This is a genomic window from Methylobacterium sp. D53M (genome assembly GCF_053345625.1).
On sequence record NZ_JBKFAL010000030.1, the window covers coordinates 42,733 to 61,124 of the forward strand.

The window sequence follows — 18,392 nt, forward strand, 5'->3', positions numbered from 1 at the left end:
CGCGACTTCGGTGCGGCGGGCGTTCCTATTTGCGCTCCTACAACTTCAGGATACGATCACGCCGTTCCTGCCCCGACCCGGTGGCCCGGACCGGAGGTGGATGCGGTGAGGCAGGAGCGGGGCTCGGAGAATGTGACGCTGCCCCTTGCCTCGGGGTCGCGCCGCATCCACGGCTCGGTCGCCCGCGATCTAGGCGCGGCGATCCTCGGCGGCCGCTACGCGCCCGGGGACGTGCTGCCCGGCGAGATCGAATTCTCTGAGAAATTGAACGTCTCGCGCACCGCCTATCGCGAGGCGGTCCGCATCCTGAGCGCGAAGGGGCTCGTGGAGAGCCGCCCGCGTACCGGCACCCGCGTCAGCCAGCGCAGCCGCTGGAATCTGCTCGATCCCGACATCCTGGCCTGGGCCTTCGAGTCGGAGCCGAGCGAGTCCTTCATCCGCGACCTGTTCGAGCTGCGGATGATCGTCGAGCCGGCCGCGGCCGCGCTCGCGGCCGAGCGGCGCTCCGGCCTCGACATCGCCCGGATGGGGCACGCCTTGGAGGAGATGGGCCGCCACGGCCTCGCCACCGAGGCCGGGCGGGCGGCCGACCAGGCCTTCCACAACACGATCCTGGAAGCGGCCCGCAACGGCGCGCTGATCGCCCTGTCGAGCTCCATCGCCGCCGCGGTCACGTGGACGACGATCTTCAAGCACCGCCGCCAGGGCCTGCCCCGGGATCCGATGCCGGATCACCGCGCCCTCTACGACGCGATCGTGGCGGGCGACCCGGACGCCGCCCGCGCGACGATGACCGAGCTGGTCCGCCTCGCCCTCGCCGACACCGAGCTGGCGATGCGGCCCTGACGGTGCCGGCGGCGGGGCGCCGCCGGCCCGGACATTGCCCGAGTGGCCCGAGTGGCCCGAGTGGCCTCAGCGGCCTCAGTGGTTGTCGCGCGGCACGCCGCGCGTCTGCGCGATGCGCTGGAACGCCTCGGCGCCCTCCAGGATCGCCCCGGTGTGCATCTGCCCCACCGCGGCGCGCTGCATCGCCTGCCAGGGGGTCTGCGAGGCCGGATAGGCGTAGCCGCCCGCCGCCTCCAGGGCCGCGCGCCGCCGGGCGATCTCGTCGGCGTCGACCAGCATGTCGGCGGTGCCGCGGCGCAGGTCGATCCGCACCCGGTCGCCGGTGCGCAGGAGGGCGAGGCCGCCGCCGGCCGCCGCCTCGGGCGAGGCGTTGAGGATCGACGGCGAGCCGGAGGTGCCGGACTGGCGCCCGTCGCCGAGGCAGGGCAGCGCGTGCACGCCGGCCCGGATCAGCTGCGCGGGCGGGCGCATGTTCACCACCTCGGCCGCCCCCGGGTAGCCCACGGGCCCGGCCCCGCGCATGACCAGCAGGGTCTCCTCGGTGATGCCGAGGCTCGGGTCGTCGATCCGGGCGTGGTAATCCTCCGGCCCGTCGAACACCACGACGGGACCCTCGAAGGCGTCCGGATCCTCCGGGTTCGACAGGTAGCGGCTGCGGAACTCCGCGCCGATGACGCTGGTCTTCATCACCGCGGCGTCGAACAGGTTGCCGCGCAGGACTAGGAAGCCCGCCGCCTCCTTGAGCGGCCGGTCGATCGGCCGGATCACGTCCTCGTCCTCGATCGCGGCGCCGCGGCAATTGTCGCCGAGGGTGCGCCCGTTCACCGTCAGCGCGCCCTCGCGGATCAGGCCGCGGCGCATGAGCTGCGCCAGCACCGCGGGCAAGCTGCCGGCGCGGTAGTAATCCTCGCCGAGATAGGCGCCCGCCGGCTGCAGGTTGACGAGGAGCGGCACGTCGAGGCCGTGGGTCTGCCAGTCCGCGATGTCGAGCGCGACCCCCATGTGGCGGGCGATCGCCGCGAGGTGGATCGGCGCGTTGGTCGAGCCGCCGATCGCGGAATTGACCGCGATGGCGTTGAGGAAGGCGTCGCGGGTCAGGATGTCGGAGGGCTTCAGGTCCTCGGCCACCATGGCGACGATGCGCTTCCCGGTCAGGTAGGCGGCCTCCTGCCGGTCGCGGTAGGGTGCCGGGATCGCGGCCGAGCCGGGCAGCATCATGCCGAGCGCCTCGGCCAGCGTGTTCATCGTGGTGGCGGTGCCCATCGTGTTGCAGAAGCCCGTCGAGGGCGCCGACGAGGTCACCAGCTTGATGAAGCCGTCATGGTCGATCTCGCCGGCCGCCAGCATCTCGCGGGCCTTCCAGACGATCGTGCCGGATCCGATGCGCTGGCCCTTGAACCAGCCGTTGAGCATCGGCCCCACCGACAGGGCGATGGCCGGGATGTTCACGGTGGCGGCCGCCATCAGGCAGGCCGGGGTGGTCTTGTCGCAGCCCGTGGTCAGCACGACCCCGTCGAGGGGGTAGCCGTAGAGCAGCTCCACGAGCCCGAGATAGGCGAGGTTGCGGTCGAGGCCGGCGGTCGGCCGTTTGCCGGTCTCCTGGATCGGGTGGACGGGGAATTCGAGGACGATCCCGCCCGCCTCGCGGATGCCCTCGCGGATCCGCTCCGCGAGGACGAGGTGGTGGCGATTGCACGGGGACAGGTCCGAGCCGGTCTGAGCGATGCCGATGATCGGCTTGCCCGAGCGCAGCTCCTCAAGGCTGAGGCCGAAGTTTAGGTAGCGCTCCAGGTAGAGCGCCGTCATGTCGATATTGTCGGGGTTGTCGAACCACGCGCGCGAGCGCAGGGGCCGTGCAATCGGTCGGTCGGTCATTTCTGGGTCCGGTGGGCGGGGCTGGTCGAGAAGCGGTAGGTGATCACGTTCCGGTAGGTCTTGCCGGGATCGAGCCGGGCCGAGCCGAAGGCCGCCTGGTTCGGCGTGTCGGGGAAGAGCTCCGGCTCCAGCGCCAGGGCGTCCGACTGGCGGTAGGCAAGGCCGGACTTACCGACCGCGGTCCCGTTGAGGAAGTTGCCGGCGTAGAACTGGAGGCCGGGCTGGTTGCTCGCCACGTCGAGGACGCGGCCCGATCCCGGATCCTCGACCCGCGCCACCGGGTGCGGCTCGGCCGTGGGCGCGTCGGTCACGACCCAGTTGTGGTCGTAGCCGCGCCCGCGCACGATCTGCGCGTCCCGCCCGTCGCGGATCCGCGCGCCGATCACCGCGGGCTCGCGGAAGTCGAAGGGCGTGCCGGCCACCGGCAGGTGTTCCCCGGTCGGGATCAGGGTGGCGTCGACCGGCGTGAAGCGCTCCGCCGGGATGGTCAGAATCTGGTCGAGGATCGAGCGTCCCGAGCCCTCGCCCGCGAGGTTGAAGAAGCTGTGGTTGGTCAGGTTGACGATCGTCGGCTTGTCGGTCGTCGCCTCGTAGGCGACCGTGAGGGTGTTCGTGTCGTCCAGCGCGTAGGTGGCGGTCGCCGTCAGCGTGCCGGGATAGCCCTCCTCGCCGTCCGGACTGACGTAGCGCAGGGTGACCGAGGGGGCCGCGCCGCCCTTGACCGCGGTGATCGTCCAGAGCTGCTTGTCGAAGCCGGACGCGCCGCCGTGCAGGGCGTTCGGGCCGTCGTTGATGGCCAGCGTGTAGGTCCGGCCGTCCAGGGTGAAGCGCCCGGCGCGGATGCGGTTGGCGTAGCGCCCGACGCTCGCGCCGAAATAGTTGCCCTTGGCCAGGTAGGAGGCGAGGTCATTGTAGCCGAGCACGACGTCCGCGGCCTTGCCGGAGCGGTCCGGCACGTCGAGGCTCCGCAGGAGCGCCCCCCACGACAGGATCCGCGCCGTGACGCCCTTGCCGTTCGTCAGCGTCACCTCCTCCACCGTCCGGCCGTCCGGCAGCGTGCCGAACACCGCCCGGGTCGGCTCGGCCGCCCGGGCCGGTGCCGGCGTCAGGCCCGGCAGGGCCGCACAGGCGCACAGCGCCAGGGATCCCACTCCACGCATCGCGCTCTCCCCCTTCGTGATTCCGCCCGCCGCGCCGGTCGTGCGCCGGACCGCGACGGGACTCGCGGTTGACGTCCGCGAACCCGATATATACTCAGACAAATAAAAGGAACAACACAGGACCCCGACAAGGTGGCCCGAGAGGCAGAGGACAACGCCGGATGGCAGGACCGATCGCGACCGCGGGGACCGCGGCGCCCCGGACGGGGGCGGAGGCCGCGCGCGACCGGGGCGGCTACCGCCCGGCCCTGTCGCTGCTGGCGAGCCTGTTCTTCATGTGGGGCTTCATCACGGTCATCAACAACACGCTGCTGCCGCACCTGCGCAGCGTATTCGACCTCGACTACACGCAGACCACGCTGATCGAGTCCGTCTGGTTCATCGCCTACTTCGTCGCCTCGATCCCGGCGGCCAAGCTGATCGAGCGCGTCGGCTACCAGCGCGCCCTGGTGACGGGACTGGGCATCATGGCGCTGGGCACGCTCGGGATGATCCTGGCCGCCCACCGGGTCTCCTACGCGATCACGCTCACGGCCCTGTTCGTGATCGCCAGCGGCATCACCCTCCTGCAGGTCGCCGCGAACCCCTACGTGGCGGTGGTCGGCCCGGCCGAGAGCGCCCCGGCGCGGCTCAACCTCGTGCAGGCGTTCAACTCCCTCGGGACGACCCTGGCGCCGCTGTTCGGGGGCTACCTGATCCTCGGCCGCTCGGCCTCGGGCAACGCCGCCGCCGGGGCCACCCTGACCCCGGCCGAGCGCCTGGCCGACGCGCAGTCGGTGCAGCTGCCCTACCTGATCGTGGCGGTGGTGCTCGTCGTCCTCGCCGCGGTCATCGCCCGCTTCCCGCTGCCCGCCATCAGCGGTTCCGGCGGTACCACCGCCCGGGCCGCCAGGGCCGAGCGCGCCGGCCTGTCGCTCTGGCGCCACCGCAACCTCGTGCTCGGCGTGCCGGCGATCTTCATCTACCTGGTCGCCGAGATCGGGGTATCGAACCTGTTCATCAACTTCGTGTCGCAGCCCGAGATCGGCGACCTGACCCACGCCCAGGCCTCGCGCTACCTGTTCCTGCTCTGGGGCGGCATGATGGTCGGCCGCTTCGTCGGCAGCTACCTGATGCAGCGGCGCCCGGCCGAGACCGTGCTGGCCGGCGCGGCGATCGGCGCCTGCGCGGTGATGCTGGTGGCGACCTTCGCGACCGGCCACCTCGCCCTGTGGGCGCTGATCTCGGTCGGCCTGTTCCACGCGATCATGTTCCCGACGATCTTCACCCTGGGCATCCGCGGCCTCGGTCCGCTCACCGAGGAGGGCGCCGGGCTGCTGATCATGGCGATCGCGGGCGGGTCGCTGGTGGTGGTGCAGGGCTGGGCGGCGGACCGGTACGGGCTGCAGCACTCCTTCCTGATCACCGCCGCCTGCGAGCTCTACGTCCTGTTCTACGCGCTCTGGGGTTGCCGGACCGGCGCCGCAGCGCGGCCGGCCGGCGCCTGAGCGTCGGCCAGATCGGGGAGCCCGCCATGGACCCACGGATCCGCATCCTCGACCGGCCCGGGCGCGATCGGCTCGGCGAGGGCCCGGTCTGGGTTCCGGAGCGGGGCGTGCTGTTCTGGGTCGATATCGAGGCGCCGGCCCTGAACTGGCTGGACCTCGCCGACGGGGCCGTGGGCACGCGCCCGTTCCCGGAACCGCTCGGCTGGATCATCCCCCGCGCGGGCCGGCGCGACTTCGTCGTCGGGCTGAAGAGCGGCTTCGCGACCTACGACCTGGAGGCGGACCGCCTCGCGCCGATCGGCGACCCCGAGCCCGACGATCCCGACAACCGCCTGAACGACGCCAAGGTCGACGGCGCCGGCCGGATCTGGGCCGGGAGCATGCACCAGGCCGAGACCGTGGTGTCGGGCGCCCTGCATCGGCTCGACCCGGACCTGACGTGGCGGCGGATGGATACCAGCTACGGCGTCGCCAACGGGCCGACCTTCAGCCGCGACGGCCGGATCCTCTATCACAGCGACAGCGCCGCCCGGACGGTCTACGCCTTCGACCTCGCCGCCGACGGGGCGCTGACGGGCAAGCGGCCTTTCCTGCGCTTCCCCGACGACTGGGGCTGGCCCGACGGCATGACCACGGACGAAGAGGGCTGCCTGTGGATCGCCCACTGGGGCGGCGGCCGGCTCAGCCGCTTCGATCCCGCGGGGCGCCTGCTGCGCGCGATCCCCCTGCCCGCCCCCAACATCACGAGCTGCGCCTTCGCGGGTCCCGGCCTCGACCGGCTGTTCGTCACCTCGGCGGCGCAGGGGGCCGAGCACGTGCCGGAGGCCGGCGCGCTGTTCGAGCTCGACGTCGGCGTCGCCGGCCTGCCGCCCCGCGCCTTCGCGGGCTGACCGACCCGGCGCCGAGGACGTGAGTCCCCTGCGCAGATCTTTCCTCCAGCGGGGCGGGTCCTCCGGCGTCCGAGCTGCCGCGGCGGGCGGTCGCGGGTCGGCAGTCGCGGGCCTGCGGTCGCGGGATCGTGCGTCGGCGTCCTCCGGATGGGGGATGCGGTCGCCCCGTGCCGGGTCTACGGTCGGGCCTTCTCCGAGACGAGATCACCTTCAAGCCCGCCCGGCCAGGCCGCGGCGGGCTTCTTGTCGGGCGCTACCGCCGGATCGGCAGCCGGTGGCGGGCGTACCCGGCGGCGTCGCGCACGACCAAGCTCCAGGACCGGTCGGGATCGGCCGCGCAGACCTCGTCGGCCATCTCGGCGATGACGCTGCGCGCCTCGGCCATGGCCTCGGCCAGGCTGCCGACCTCCACGCCGTCGTCGTCCCGGATCGTCTCCTCGCCGCTCTCGAGGTCGAAGTAGAAGCGCTCGGACACCGACCTCCCCCCTGCTGCAGCCCCGCGGCGATCGTCCGGATATCTCTACGTAGTGCGATACACGACTGGGAAAGGTCTTCGGTCGGATAAACCTTAATGCATCTAAAACATGGAGTTTGCTCGGATCTGCGCCGTCCGCCCGAGATTCCGCTCACGTTATCAAGTACAAGAATCTACAGCGTCCCCCCGCCGTCGTCCGACGGCCCGGAGCGGTGGCGCGCCTGAGCCGGGGCCCCGTGACATGTCGACCTCCGCCAACCCGCCCGACCCGTGCGTCGAGACGGCCGCGCTCCGCAAGGACAAGCTGCGCGCGCACATCAGGAGCGTGCTGTCGACGATCCGGTCCCATCATATGGGCCGCGGGGCGCCGTCGATCCGGGCCACGGGCTACGTCCTTGGAGGGTGGTTCTGCGGCTCGGCCGCGGCAACGATCCCGCTTTTTACGTAGCAACGGTCCGTCCAAGGGATGTGTTTCTCGAGGCGCCGCGATCCGGCGCTTCGAACGGCGTCCCATGGCAGAAAACACCCAGCTTCGATCCCATATCCGCGGCGTGCTGCTCAGATTGGTGCGGCGCCTGCGCGATCGGGCCGGCTGACGGGGTCCTGTTCGAGGCCGGTGGGACAATTGCGAGACAACTACGAGACAACCGCGAGGAGGCCGGTGCGCCGCGCGGCGCACCGACCCCGTCGTCCGGCCGCTCACCCCGGCTGAGCGCCCATCATCGCCTGCATCCGGTCGAGCCGGGCGATGTGCAGGTTGATCAGCGGCAGGGCGCCGCGGGCGATCGCGCGCAGGCCGGGATCCTCGCCCGACCGGGCGTAGGCGCCGTGGATGCTCAGCGCCTCTTGATGGCCCTGGAGCGAGGCGTTCACGAAGGTGGCATCATATTGCGGCCCCGGCGGCATGGCGCTGAGCTGCGCCAGGATCTGCGCCTTCTGCGCGTCGGTGGTCATGCCCTGGGCCGGAGCCGGTCCGCCGATCACACCGCCCGCAACACTGCCGGCGACGCTGCCCGCCGCATTCACGGCCGTGCCGGCCACCGCCACCGGCGCCGCGACGAGGCCGCCGATCAGGCCACCCGGGCCCGCCGCGGCCGGGCCCGGGATCGGGGCGCCGCCCGTGTAGGCGCTGATCTTGCGGGCGAGGTTCACCTGCTCGACCACCTCCGCGCGGGCGAACTTCTTGACGGCGGGATTGGTGGTCTTCGCGTGGGCGTCGCGGGCCGTGTTCTCCAGGAACAGCCCGCCGCCGGTGGCCATCTGGAGATAGGCGCCGGTCGGAATCACGCCGGCCGGTGTGACCTGCGCGAGGGCTGTGCGGGTGACCGCCAGGGCCGCTGTGGCGCCCAGCATCGTGGTGAGGAGAGCGCGTCTGTGCATGCGACGGTGCATCATGGGAGTGGCATCCGGATTGGGTGAGGCACCCGACGCCCCGATCATCGCTTGAGGTGCTGCCCGGCGAACCGCACAGGGGGGACAAGGTTCCTGCCCGGCGGGCCGTCCGAACGGCGGGATCGGGGCACCGAGAAACCGCAGGATGGATCGGATTTCGCGCGCGAATGACCGGTCCTGCGCAGCCTTTGCGCGGGCATACGCCGTCTTCGCCGCCCGGCCCGCGGCTTTATCTCCGATCGATACAGATCTAGATTGGCGCACCGAACGAGGCGGCGCCGCGCGGGGGCGCGGCCATCCGGACCGGCTCTCGAGGTGACGATGGGCCAGACGACGATCAAGGACGTCGCCCGACGGGCCGGCGTGAGCTTCCAGACGGTCTCGCTGGTCCTGAACCACCCGCAGAAGGTCGCCCGGACCACGCGCGAGACCATCGAGACGGCCATGCGCGACCTGGACTTCGTGCCCAGCCTCGCCGCCCGGTCCCTGCGCAAGAAGCCCAGTCGCAGCATCGCCTGCGTGTTCGCTCCGGCGCCGGAGCCCGCCGCCGACGGGGGCCGCCCGGGGGAGACGGCCGATCACGGCCACGTCCTCCGGACCTTCGGCACCGTCACCGACCGGCAGGGCTACACCCTGGTCCACCGCTGCCGCCGCGCCGACGACCCGGACGGCCCGGGCCGGATCGCCGGCCTCGTCAGCGAGGCCCGGGTCGACGGCCTCGTGGTCTTCGCCGAGGATCGGGACGACCCGCTGATCGGCCTGCTCCAGGCCAAGCGATGCCCGTTCGTGGTGTTCGGCCTGGAGGTGCCCGGCACGCACTACGTCGCGCTGGCGGAGCGCGACGCGGTCCACGGGGCCGTCCGCCACCTGATCGCGTCGGGGAGCCGGTCGATCTGCCTGCTCGCGGGCGACGCGCGCCGGCCCGCCGCCGCCACCGAGCGGTTCCGCGGCTACCGGGATGCCCTCGCGGCGGCGGGGCTGCCCCTGCGCGACGCCCTCGTGGTCGCCTGCGACGGGACCGCCGCGGGCGGCTACCGGGCCGCGCGGGCTCTCCTGGAGGCCGGACCCGGCGCCCGGCCGGACGCCGTCGTGGCCGCCAGCGACCGGGTGGCGTTCGGCGTGCTGCGGGCGCTGCACGAGGGCGGCGTGCGGGTCCCCGCGGAGATCCGCGTCGTCGGCTTCGACAACCTCAGCCAGGGGGCCTACGCGGTCCCGAGCCTGACCTCGGTCGATGTCCCGGTGCTCGACATGGTCCGGTCCGCCTTCGCGACGCTGGTCGAACTGATCGAGGGGACACGGGCGCCGGACGACCTCGCCCAGACGCTGTTCCCCGCGCGCCTCGTCGTGCGCGAGTCGAGCGCGCCGGCGGCACCCTAGCGAGGCCGGCTCTCACTCCGCCGCGAGGACGCCCGCGCCGGACTCGCCGCGCCCGAACTGCGCCGCGTGCAGGCGGCTGTAGGGGCCGCCGGCGGCCAGCAGTGCCGCGTGCCGGCCCTCCTCGGCGACCCCGCCTTCCCCCAGGACCACGATGCGGTCGGCGTCCCGGATAGTGGCGAGGCGGTGGGCGATCACCAGGGTCGTGCGCCCGCGGGCGAGCTCGGCGAGCGCCCGCTGGATCTCCCGCTCGGTCTCGGTGTCGAGCGCCGAGGTCGCCTCGTCGAGGATCAGGATCGGCGGGTTCTTGAGGAAGACCCGCGCGATGGCGATGCGCTGCTTCTGGCCGCCCGACAGGCGCACGCCGCGCTCGCCCACCACGGTGTCGAGGCCCTCCGGCAGGCTGTCGATCAGCCCGCCGAGACGGGCGCGCCGCGCGGCGGCGTCGATCTCGGCCTCGGCGGCGTCGAGGCGCCCGTAGGCGATGTTCTCCCGGATCGTGCCGGCGAACAGGAACACGTCCTGCTGGACGATGCCGATCTGACGGCGCAGGCTCGCCAGGGTGATGTCGCGGATGTCGATCCCGTCGACGGTGATGCGGCCCGCCTCGACCTCGTAGAAGCGCGGCAGCAGGGCGCAGAGGGTGGTCTTGCCGACCCCCGAGGGACCCACGAACGCCACCGTCTCGCCGGCCGCCACCGCGAGGTCGAGGCCGGCGAAGACCGGGCGGCCGGGCCCGTAGCCGAAGCCCACCCCCTCGAAACGGATGTCGCCGCGCAGGGCGCCGACCGCGCGGGCGCCGGGCCGGTCGGTGATGTCGGGCTCGGTGGCCAGCAGTTCCTGGTAACGGCGGAAGCCCGCGACCCCCTTCGGGTACGTCTCGACCACGGCGCCGATCTTCTCCAGCGGCCGGTAGAACACGCCCACCAGCAGCAGGAAGCCCACGAAGCCCCCGGGCGTCAGGTCGCCCCGGACCACGAAGGCGGCGCCGCCGAGCAGCACCGCGATCTGGACGAGGCGCAGGCCCAGGTAGTTGATCGACAGGCCGGCCGCCATCAGCCGGTAGGCCTCGAGCTTGGTGTCCCGGTAGCGGGCGTTGTCGAGGGCGAAGAGGGCGCGCTCGTGGGGCTCGTTGGCGAAGGCCTGCACCACCCGCATCCCGCCGACATTCTCCTCGATCCGCGCGTTGAAGGCGCCGACCCGGCCGTACTGGGCCTGCCAGTTGCGGGTCATGCGGCCGCCGTAGCGGATCGACACGAACGCGATCAGCGGCAGGATCGCCGCGGTGATCAGCGCCAGCGGCGCGTGGACGTAGAGCATCAGCGCGAAGGCGCCGAACAGCGTCATCACGGCGATGAACAGGTCCTCGGGCCCGTGATGGGCGACCTCGCCGATCTCCTCCAGGTCCTTGGTCACCCGGGCCACGAGGTGGCCGGTCTTCTGGCCGTCGTAGAAGCGGAAGGAGAGCTTCTGCAGGTGGTCGAAGGCCCGCGCCCGCATCGTGGTCTCGATGTTGATGCCGAGCACGTGGCCCCAGTAGGTGACCACCACCATCAGGCCGGCATTGGCGACGTAGACCAGCGCCAGCGCGGCCGCGGCGAGCAGGATCAGGCCCCAGTCCTGCCGGGGCAGCAGGCTGTCGATGAAGCCCTTCACGGCGATGGGGAAGCCGAGCTCCAGCAGGCCCGACAGCACCGCGCAGCCGAAATCGACCAGGAACAGCGTCCGGTACGGCCGGTAATAGGCGAGGAAGGCCTTCAGCATCGCGCGGCTCGAATCAACGTTGGGCGGCGCACTCGACGGGGCAGAGCGCGCCGCAGGACGGCACCCCCGGCAGGCGGTGGCGCAGACAGCAGACGCGCCGCCGCCGGCAGCCCGAAGGTCCCGGGCAGAGCGCCTGCGCAAGAGGACTCTCGAGCGGGCTCCTAGCGCAGCCGGGGCCGGCGCGCCATCCGAGGCAGGCCGCGACGTCGTTACAGGCGGCGGCGCGGTCTGCGGCGCGGGCGGTAGGGCAGGTGGTGGTACAGGCGCTCGCGCAGGTGGTGCCGGCCCCCTCCCCGTCCCCAGCCAGCCCGGCGAGCGGGTCCCCGAGTTCCCGGGCGACGTAGTCGAGGATCACCGCGGCGTTGCCCCAGAGGACCCTGGGGGCGATCCCGCACCGGGCGTGGCAGAGCTCGACGAACGGGCGCAGATGCGCCTCCACCAGCCCGGTCAGGCCGGGCGCCGGGCAGGCCGCGCGGGCCGACCCGTCCGCGGGCAGGCGGAAGCGGCGCGGCCGGCCGGCCGCGTCGAGCTCGAGGCTGACCGCCTCGAAGGCGAGCGGCAGCGGCCGGCCGAGGCGCACCAGGGCGGTCAGCGCCGGCGTCGCCAGGGCCGCGAGGTAGAACTGGCTCCAGTACGAGACCCGGACCCGCGGGTCCGCGGTCCGGAACGCCGCGCCGAACCCGGCCCCGAAGGCGGCCAGCGTCGCGTCGAACACGGCCCCGTCCCGCAGGGCGCCGAGGGGCAGCGCGTCCGGGCCGCCTGGGCCCTCGGCGACCCCGTCCCGGTAGGCCGCGAGCGTGTCGGGAACCTGGGCGGCGATCTCGGCGATCATCGCGCCGCCCCGTCGTCGCGCAGGGTCCGGTCCACCGCGACGGCGAGCCACGCCACCGCGGCGGCGTAGAGCGGCAGGGTGGCGGCGAAGTAGCCCGGCCAGCCGATCCAGCCGGCGAGCGCCGGGGCCGCCACCCGCAGCGGCATCGCGGCGAAGAAGGCGGCGCCGAACAGGAGCGCGTAGTCGGTGGCGGGCTTCGGCCCCTGGGCCCAGCGGTAGATCATGTTGAAGACCGGCACGCCCAGGAACCCGCCCGCGACGAAGCCCAGCACGGCGGCGGCGATGCCGAGATCCGGCACCCGGCCCGCGCAGGCGACGACCATCAGGCCCCCGGAGGCCAGGACGCCGAGGGCACCCACGGCGATCAGCCGGACCGTGCCGAACCGCGCGGCCAGCCATCCGGCCGCCAGCGCCATGACGAGGTTCACGGCCGGGAGCACGGTGCCGGTGAGCGTGCCGACCTGCCCGAGCGGGACGCCGAGATCGAGGAGCGCCAGGGTGTTGGGCCCGCCCACGAGGTAGGAGGCGGCGAAGTAGGCGCCGAGCACCAGCACGCGACCGCCCAGGCGGCGCAGCCGCGCCAGGGAGCCCGACCAGCGTTCCGGGCCCGCACCGGCCGCGGTGCCGGCACCGGCGCTCCGGGTCTCGCGCAGGCGCGACTCCCGGTAGCCCAGGATCGGCAGCAGGCAGAGGGCGTCGAGGGCCGCGCAGGCCAGGACCGCCCCGCGCCAGCCCAGGCTGTCGTAGGAGCCGACCAGCACGCCGACCCCCAGGATCCCGCCGAGGGAGGCGCCGCACAGCTTGGCCGAGGCCACGAAGGCGCGCCGCTCCGCCGGCACGGTCTCGACCACCAGAGCCTCGAGGGCGATGTCCATGGTCGCCACGCAGGCGCAGGCGGCGATCGCCAGGGCGAGCAGCGCCGGGAGCGGCCAAGCCTCGCCGAGGCTCAGGACGACCAGCAGGAGCACCGAGGCGGCCTGCGCGGCCGCGATCCAGCCGATCCGGTGGCCGAGGATCGGCAGGCGGAGCCGGTCGAGCAGGGGCGCCCACAGGAAGGTGAGCCCGACCGGCAGGTTGATGAGCTGCAGCAGCCCGACCTCGGCCAGCTCCACGCCCCGCGCCCGCAGGATCAGCGGCGCCCCGCCGGACAGGAAGCCGAGCGTCGCCCCGAAGGTCACGTACAGGCAGAAGAACGGCGCCAGCGGCCGCAGGGCCGCCAGGGTGTCGACGACCCGGGTGCCGATGGCGGGTCCGGCGGAACCGGTCATCGCCCCCCGCACGCCGTACCTCGACCGGTGCCGCGATCCGGGCCGGCCCGGAGACCGCAGTTTATAATCACACTAATCTATTGATTTACCTCGGTTTTCGCTGTTTAGAGAGGCCTGTGCCGGGGATCAAGCCGGCGGGTATTCGCGGCGCGCCGCCCCGCCGGATCCGGCGTTAACCTTTCGTCAACCATGCCCCCGACAGAGTCCCCGGCGGAGGGCTGAGCCATGACCCGACGCCGGGATTTCGACGCGCTGAGCGAGGCGCAGATCGCCGCGGACCGCACGCAGGGGCGCTGGGTCGAGCCGAGGGCGGGCTTCCGGCCGGCCGGGCCGCGGGCCGTGTCCGATCTGCTCGACACGATCCAGCACGTGGCCGAGGCCGCGACCGGCGAGCGCAGCTTCCTGCACCTGCGTCCGGAGGCCGGCCGGCCCCGCGGGCGCTGAGGCGAGCCGGCCCACGCTCCCGCCGCCCCGACCGCGCGGCGCACTGGCAAGGGCCGACCGGTTCTGCAACAACGCCGACATGAGACGGCGTCCGGCCCTCGAATCCGCCCCCGCGCGCGCCGATCGCATCCGCCCGATCCGGCGGCGCCCCATGGGCGCGGGCGCGGCGGCCGGGCTGCTGGTCGGCCATGTCGGCCATGTCGGCCTGCCCGGCGGCCGCGACGGCCGGATCCGAGGGGCCTGCGCGTCGCCGGCTCCGCCGAGAGCGCGACCTTCGCCACCGGCGGACTCGAATCGGGGATGCGGATGATCACCGAGCCGTGCTCCGTGGAGACCCTGGCCGCGCGGGCGCCCGCGCCGATCGCCGGTCGCGACTGACCGCCGATGCCGCTGTCGCTGACGACCCGCATCCTACTGCTCGTCCTGCTCGCCCTCGCCCCGGCGCTGGCGATCCAGGGCTACAATGAGGTCGCCCTGCGGGCGAGCCGCGACGCGGCCGTGCGGGCCGACGCCCGCGCCACCGCGCGGGACGTCGCGGAGGATTTCGCCCAGATCTCCGAGCGGATGCAGCAGGCCCTCGACCTGATCTCCGAGGATGCCACCGTGCAGGCGCGGGAGCCGGCGGCCTGCACCGCCTACCTGCGGCGGGCTGCCGCGCGGCTGCCGCACGTGCTGCTGATCGCCCTCACCGACCCCGACGGGGCCGTGATCTGCGACAGCGCCGGCGCGCCCGCGGGCTCGTACTCGAGCCGCGGCCGGGCCTATCACCGCCGCGCCCTGGAGCGGGGCGGCTACGCGGTGGGCGGCTACGCGGTCGGCTTCCAGACGAAGCGGCCGTCGATCCACTTCGCCCGGGCCGTTCATGTCGGCGAGTCGGCGGGGGCCCCGGCGGGCGTCCTGCTCGCCGCCGTCGACCTCGACTGGCTCTCCGATCACCTGGAGCAGGCGCTCCATCAGCCGGAGACGGCGATCACCGTGACGGACCGGGACGGCCTGATCATCGCCCGCCGCCCGGACGAGGCGGCCTGGATCGGCAGGCCGATCCCGCCAGACCGGGCCGCCATGCTGGAGGCCCAGGGCAGCGACGTCCGCGCCGCCGCCGGCCTCGACGGCCGGAAGCGGATCATCGCCACCGCGATGCCGGACGGCCCGCTGGCCGGGGTGCGCGTCGTCGTCGGGCGCGACTACGCCACCGCCTTCGCGGATATCGACGCCGCCACCCGCCGCGGGCTGGTTCTGATCGCCCTGGGGGCGGCCCTGGCGCTCGCCGCCGCCCTCGTGGCCGGGCGGGTGTTCATCCGGCGACCGGTCGACCGGCTCCTGCGCACTGCGGCGGCGTGGCAGGCCGGCGACCTCGCCGCCCGCACCGGCCTGCGCGGGGCCGCGGAGTTCGACCGGCTCGGCAGCAAGCTCGACGCCATGGCCGGCACCCTCCAGTGCAGCACCGCCGAGCTGCGCGCGGAGATCCAGCGCGGGCGCGCCCTGCAGGCGCAGCAGGGCACGATGCTGCACGAGCTGAACCACCGGGTGAAGAATACCCTGGCCACCGTCCAGGCCCTCGCCCGCCAGTCCCGCGGCTCCGCGGAGGTCCTGGAGGCGCGGATCCTGGCCCTGTCGAAGACCCACGACCTCCTGACCCGCGAGGACTGGAGCGGGGCCCCCCTGCGCGAGGTGCTGGAGAGCGAGCTCGGACCCTACCGGACCGGCGACGACCAGATCCGCCTGGACGGGCCGGACGTGTCGCTGAGCCCCCGCGAGGTGCTGGCCCTCGGCATGACGGTCCACGAGCTGACCACCAACGCGGCCAAGTACGGCGCCCTCTCGGTCCGCGAGGGCCGCGTCCGGGTCGCGTGGTCGCTCGCCGCCGGCGCGGCCGGGGAGCGGCGCCTGCGGCTCAGCTGGGAGGAGCGCGGCGGCCCGCCGGTGCGGGCGCCGACCCGGGTGGGCTTCGGGACGCGGCTGATCGCCGGCGGCGTGCGGCGCGAACTCGCCGGCACCGTCGACCTCACCTTCGAGGCCGAGGGCCTGCGCTGCCGCCTCGACGTCCCGCTCGATCCGGGTCTCGGCACCATGCTGGCGCCGACGGGCTAGATGCAGACCGGCTCGGGCGGATTCAGTCGTCGGAGCAGAGCTTTGCGCACGGATCCTGGCAGATCGGTTGAACGCGCCCCTCCGCACGCCGCGCGTGGCGCGCGGTCGATCCGCGCTCAGAGTGCGCGCGAGCATTCCTCTGAAACACGTTGATATTTTTAGGTTTTCCGGTCCCGGTATCACGCGCCGGCGCGCGTCACCTCCCGGACGTCGCGCTTCACCTGCCGCCACGTCCGCCAGGGCTCGAGGTTCGAGAGCGCCATCCGGCGGGCGCCCATCCAGCCGAGGCCGAGCGCGATGACGAGGAACGGCGCGGCGACGATCAGCGCGGCCGGCGCCTCGGCACCGAACGGCACGGCCAGCAGCTTCACCACGGCGTCGAGGCCGAGGAAGAAGGTGACGATCAGCAACACCGGGATCGTGCCGACGATGGCGATCAGCGACACGATCGCCCGGAAATTGCCGTCGACCTCCGTCCGCGCCAGCGTGAGCAGGGCCTCGACATGTGCCGTGCCCTCGCGCAGGGCCGCGATCAGCAGGGCGAGGGTTCCGTCCGGGGTCTGACGCATGGATACGAGAATCCTCGGGGCCGTCACCGGCCGGCTCTCGCCAACGGAGCCGCGGCCCGATGCGTTCCGCGCCGGGCGCTCACAGCATCAGGAGCACGGCGCCGAGAATCAGCACGGTCGCCAGGCCGGCCAGGAGGACGGCCCGGCCGCCATCGGCGCCGTCGTCCGGGACCGGCTCCGGGGCGGCCGGCGCGGCGGATGCGGGCGGCGCGAAGGCCGCGCCCTGCCCCGCCTCCGCGTCCCGGACCGGCGGCGTGCCGGGCCGCGGCGCCGGAAGCGCGACCGAGACCGGGACCGCCCGGTCCGTCGGGGGGCCGAAGGCCTCCGGCTCGACGCTCACGCCCGCCGCCTCCAGCTCCAGCATCACGAGGACCAGGGCGTCGACGTCCATCCGCTCGACGGGCAGCGCGGCGCGCAGATCGTCGGCGGTGAGGAGGCCCCGGTCGCGGCCGAGGGCGACCAGCCGGTCGAGCGTCGCGCGCTCCAGAGCCTGCGTCATGTCCCGCCTCCGCGGCCGCGTCCCGATGGTCCATCGAGAACGCGCCGGGGTGGCGCCGGTTACCGGCGGCCGCGGGCGTTCCGGCGCTAGGCCCCGAGGGCGGGCGCGGCCGCCGGGATCGCGTCGGGCTCCAGCCGCGCGCCGCCCGGTCCCGGCCGGAACCGGAGCATCGGCCGCTCGATCAGGTACCAGCTCAGCAGGCCGAGCGGGATGGCGGCCGCGAGGGCGAGGGCGGCGACCGTCCAGGGCGAGATGCCGGGGATCCGCGCGACCAGCAGGTTCTGCACCGGCCACGCGTAGAGGTAGAGCCCGTAGGACGGGTCGACCTGGGCGGTGGCGCGGCTGAGGGCGGTGGGGCGCACCGCGAAGGCGAACCAGAAGATCAGGTAGCCGCCGAGGATCGCGAAGGCCGGCTCGGCCAGCGGTCGGCTGAACATCAGCGGCAGGAGCAGCAGGGCGGCGCGGGTCGCGCCGCGCCGCGTGTAGGCGATCCGGTCGGCGAACAGCCGGAAGGCGCCGCCGCAGCAGAACACGAAGGTGAGGCGGATCATCTCCGACAGGGATCCGAGGGTGTCGCCCGGATGCCCGACGGGCAGGAAGAGCCAGCGCAGGGCGAGGAGGCTGCCGAGCCCCCCGAGCAGGCCGAGATAGCGCCCGCGGCGGCGCAAGGCGCGGGCGGTGCCGACGAGGCCGAGCAGCAGGTAGCAGCCGAACTCGCACGGAATGGTCCACATCGAGCCGTTGAGCAGCGGGTAGGGCAGCTCGGCGAAGGCGCCCGGGACCACCGGCATCAGCAGCAGCGACAGTCTCAGCAGCGTCTCGAGCGGCGAGGCGGCCGCGAGGTTGCCGCCGCCGAGGGGCGCGACGACGGCGATGCAGAGCAGGGACGCGACCACGAAGGCCGGGTAGATCCGCAGCGCCCGCCGCGCGAGATAGTCGCCGAAGGAGCGCTTGGCGCGGTAGCTCGCGGTGATCAGGTAGCCGCTCACGAGGAAGAAGCCGTCGACGGCTATCTCCCCCAGGGACAGGGTTCCGAAGACCTGCGTCAGCAACTCCCGGGACCGGTTCCCGTCCACGAGTTCGGGGGCGTGCGCGAGGATCACGAGGCCCGCGAACAGGAGGCGCAGGGACCCGAAATTGTTCGCCCGCGGATCCCGGCCGCCCGTCGTCTCCGCCACCCCTGCCCGCTCCGCGACGCCTCTGCCCGCCGCCCAGGGGCCGGGAAACGGCGCGCGAAGGCAAGGACGCTGGGGCAACACGCGCCGGAGATTTGGCCGCGTCGCCCGCGTCCGCACGCGACGGTGCGGGCGCCGTTGCGCTCCCGGCGCGGTTGGGCTAGGGAATGGCCACGGCCAGCACCCGTAGCTCAGCTGGATAGAGCGTTGCCCTCCGAAGGCAAAGGTCACACGTTCGAATCGTGTCGGGT

17 protein-coding genes are annotated in these 18,392 nt (G+C 73.4%); 7 read left to right on the forward strand and 10 right to left on the reverse strand.

Going from position 1 to position 18,392, the window contains the following annotated elements:
• The first annotated feature begins 132 nt into the window (after positions 1-132).
• Positions 133-846, forward strand: coding sequence for a FadR/GntR family transcriptional regulator (locus ACLBYG_RS27390; RefSeq protein ID WP_447683554.1), 714 nt, complete (start codon positions 133-135; stop codon positions 844-846).
• A gap of 75 nt (positions 847-921) precedes the next feature.
• Here the strand turns inward: ACLBYG_RS27390 and ACLBYG_RS27395 are convergent, their stop codons facing one another.
• Positions 922-2,721: an IlvD/Edd family dehydratase gene (locus ACLBYG_RS27395; protein WP_447683555.1), complete on the reverse strand. Its 1,800-nt coding sequence runs from the start codon at positions 2,719-2,721 to the stop codon at positions 922-924.
• Positions 2,718-3,881, reverse strand: a complete 1,164-nt coding sequence (locus ACLBYG_RS27400) for an aldose epimerase family protein (RefSeq protein WP_447683556.1) — start codon at positions 3,879-3,881, stop codon at positions 2,718-2,720. Before ACLBYG_RS27400 ends, ACLBYG_RS27395 begins: the two co-directional genes overlap by 4 nt.
• A gap of 161 nt (positions 3,882-4,042) precedes the next feature.
• Between ACLBYG_RS27400 and ACLBYG_RS27405 the strand changes: the two genes are divergently transcribed.
• Together ACLBYG_RS27405 and ACLBYG_RS27410 are read left to right on the forward strand one after the other, a co-directional pair.
• Positions 4,043-5,368 carry a sugar MFS transporter gene (locus ACLBYG_RS27405; RefSeq protein WP_447683557.1) on the forward strand — a complete coding sequence of 442 codons (1,326 nt, stop codon included), beginning with the start codon at positions 4,043-4,045 and terminating at the stop codon, positions 5,366-5,368.
• A 26-nt stretch (positions 5,369-5,394) separates the two neighbouring features.
• Entirely contained in the window at positions 5,395-6,258 is an 864-nt protein-coding gene (locus tag ACLBYG_RS27410; RefSeq protein ID WP_447683558.1) for an SMP-30/gluconolactonase/LRE family protein, read from the forward strand.
• 253 nt (positions 6,259-6,511) lie between these two features.
• Here ACLBYG_RS27410 and ACLBYG_RS27415 read toward each other — a convergent pair whose 3' ends face one another.
• Positions 6,512-6,733, reverse strand: a complete 222-nt coding sequence (locus tag ACLBYG_RS27415) for a DUF6894 family protein (protein ID WP_056527261.1) — start codon at positions 6,731-6,733, stop codon at positions 6,512-6,514.
• A 241-nt stretch (positions 6,734-6,974) separates the two neighbouring features.
• Between ACLBYG_RS27415 and ACLBYG_RS27420 the strand changes: the two genes are divergently transcribed.
• The gene (locus ACLBYG_RS27420) at positions 6,975-7,181 is read left to right on the forward strand and encodes a hypothetical protein (protein ID WP_447683559.1); all 207 of its coding nucleotides are present in this window, start codon (positions 6,975-6,977) and stop codon (positions 7,179-7,181) included.
• A 251-nt stretch (positions 7,182-7,432) separates the two neighbouring features.
• Here ACLBYG_RS27420 and ACLBYG_RS27425 read toward each other — a convergent pair whose 3' ends face one another.
• Positions 7,433-8,113 (reverse strand): DUF4142 domain-containing protein, encoded by a 681-nt coding sequence (locus tag ACLBYG_RS27425; protein ID WP_103986000.1) that lies wholly within the window; start codon positions 8,111-8,113, stop codon positions 7,433-7,435.
• A gap of 333 nt (positions 8,114-8,446) precedes the next feature.
• On the opposite strand from ACLBYG_RS27425, the gene ACLBYG_RS27430 reads away from it, so the two are divergent.
• Positions 8,447-9,502 carry a LacI family DNA-binding transcriptional regulator gene (locus ACLBYG_RS27430; RefSeq protein WP_447683560.1) on the forward strand — a complete coding sequence of 352 codons (1,056 nt, stop codon included), beginning with the start codon at positions 8,447-8,449 and terminating at the stop codon, positions 9,500-9,502.
• A gap of 12 nt (positions 9,503-9,514) precedes the next feature.
• Here ACLBYG_RS27430 and ACLBYG_RS27435 read toward each other — a convergent pair whose 3' ends face one another.
• From ACLBYG_RS27435 to ACLBYG_RS27445, 3 genes are read right to left on the reverse strand one after another with little or no spacing between them, the layout of a single operon-like run.
• The gene (locus tag ACLBYG_RS27435) at positions 9,515-11,263 is read right to left on the reverse strand and encodes an ABC transporter ATP-binding protein (RefSeq protein WP_056527267.1); all 1,749 of its coding nucleotides are present in this window, start codon (positions 11,261-11,263) and stop codon (positions 9,515-9,517) included.
• A gap of 13 nt (positions 11,264-11,276) precedes the next feature.
• Entirely contained in the window at positions 11,277-12,095 is an 819-nt protein-coding gene (gene fhuF / locus ACLBYG_RS27440) for a siderophore-iron reductase FhuF (RefSeq protein ID WP_447683561.1), read from the reverse strand.
• On the reverse strand, positions 12,092-13,363 hold the full coding sequence (locus ACLBYG_RS27445; protein ID WP_447683562.1) for an MFS transporter: 1,272 nt from the start codon (positions 13,361-13,363) through the stop codon (positions 12,092-12,094). Before ACLBYG_RS27445 ends, fhuF begins: the two co-directional genes overlap by 4 nt.
• Before the next feature lie 225 nt (positions 13,364-13,588).
• Between ACLBYG_RS27445 and ACLBYG_RS27450 the strand changes: the two genes are divergently transcribed.
• Both ACLBYG_RS27450 and ACLBYG_RS27455 read left to right on the forward strand, forming a co-directional pair.
• The gene (locus ACLBYG_RS27450) at positions 13,589-13,807 is read left to right on the forward strand and encodes a hypothetical protein (protein ID WP_020094759.1); all 219 of its coding nucleotides are present in this window, start codon (positions 13,589-13,591) and stop codon (positions 13,805-13,807) included.
• Positions 13,808-14,191: 384 nt separating this feature from the next.
• Entirely contained in the window at positions 14,192-15,898 is a 1,707-nt protein-coding gene (locus ACLBYG_RS27455; protein WP_447683563.1) for an HWE histidine kinase domain-containing protein, read from the forward strand.
• 179 nt (positions 15,899-16,077) lie between these two features.
• On the opposite strand, the gene ACLBYG_RS27460 is transcribed toward ACLBYG_RS27455, so the two are convergent.
• From ACLBYG_RS27460 to ACLBYG_RS27470, 3 genes are all read right to left on the reverse strand, one after another.
• Complete coding sequence (locus ACLBYG_RS27460; RefSeq protein WP_012318288.1) at positions 16,078-16,467, reverse strand: phage holin family protein; 390 nt, start codon at positions 16,465-16,467, stop codon at positions 16,078-16,080.
• Between the two features lie 79 nt (positions 16,468-16,546).
• Positions 16,547-16,966 (reverse strand): RNA polymerase sigma factor region1.1 domain-containing protein, encoded by a 420-nt coding sequence (locus ACLBYG_RS27465; protein ID WP_447683564.1) that lies wholly within the window; start codon positions 16,964-16,966, stop codon positions 16,547-16,549.
• 86 nt (positions 16,967-17,052) lie between these two features.
• Positions 17,053-18,144 (reverse strand): acyltransferase family protein, encoded by a 1,092-nt coding sequence (locus ACLBYG_RS27470; protein ID WP_447683565.1) that lies wholly within the window; start codon positions 18,142-18,144, stop codon positions 17,053-17,055.
• Positions 18,145-18,392: the final 248 nt, after the last annotated feature.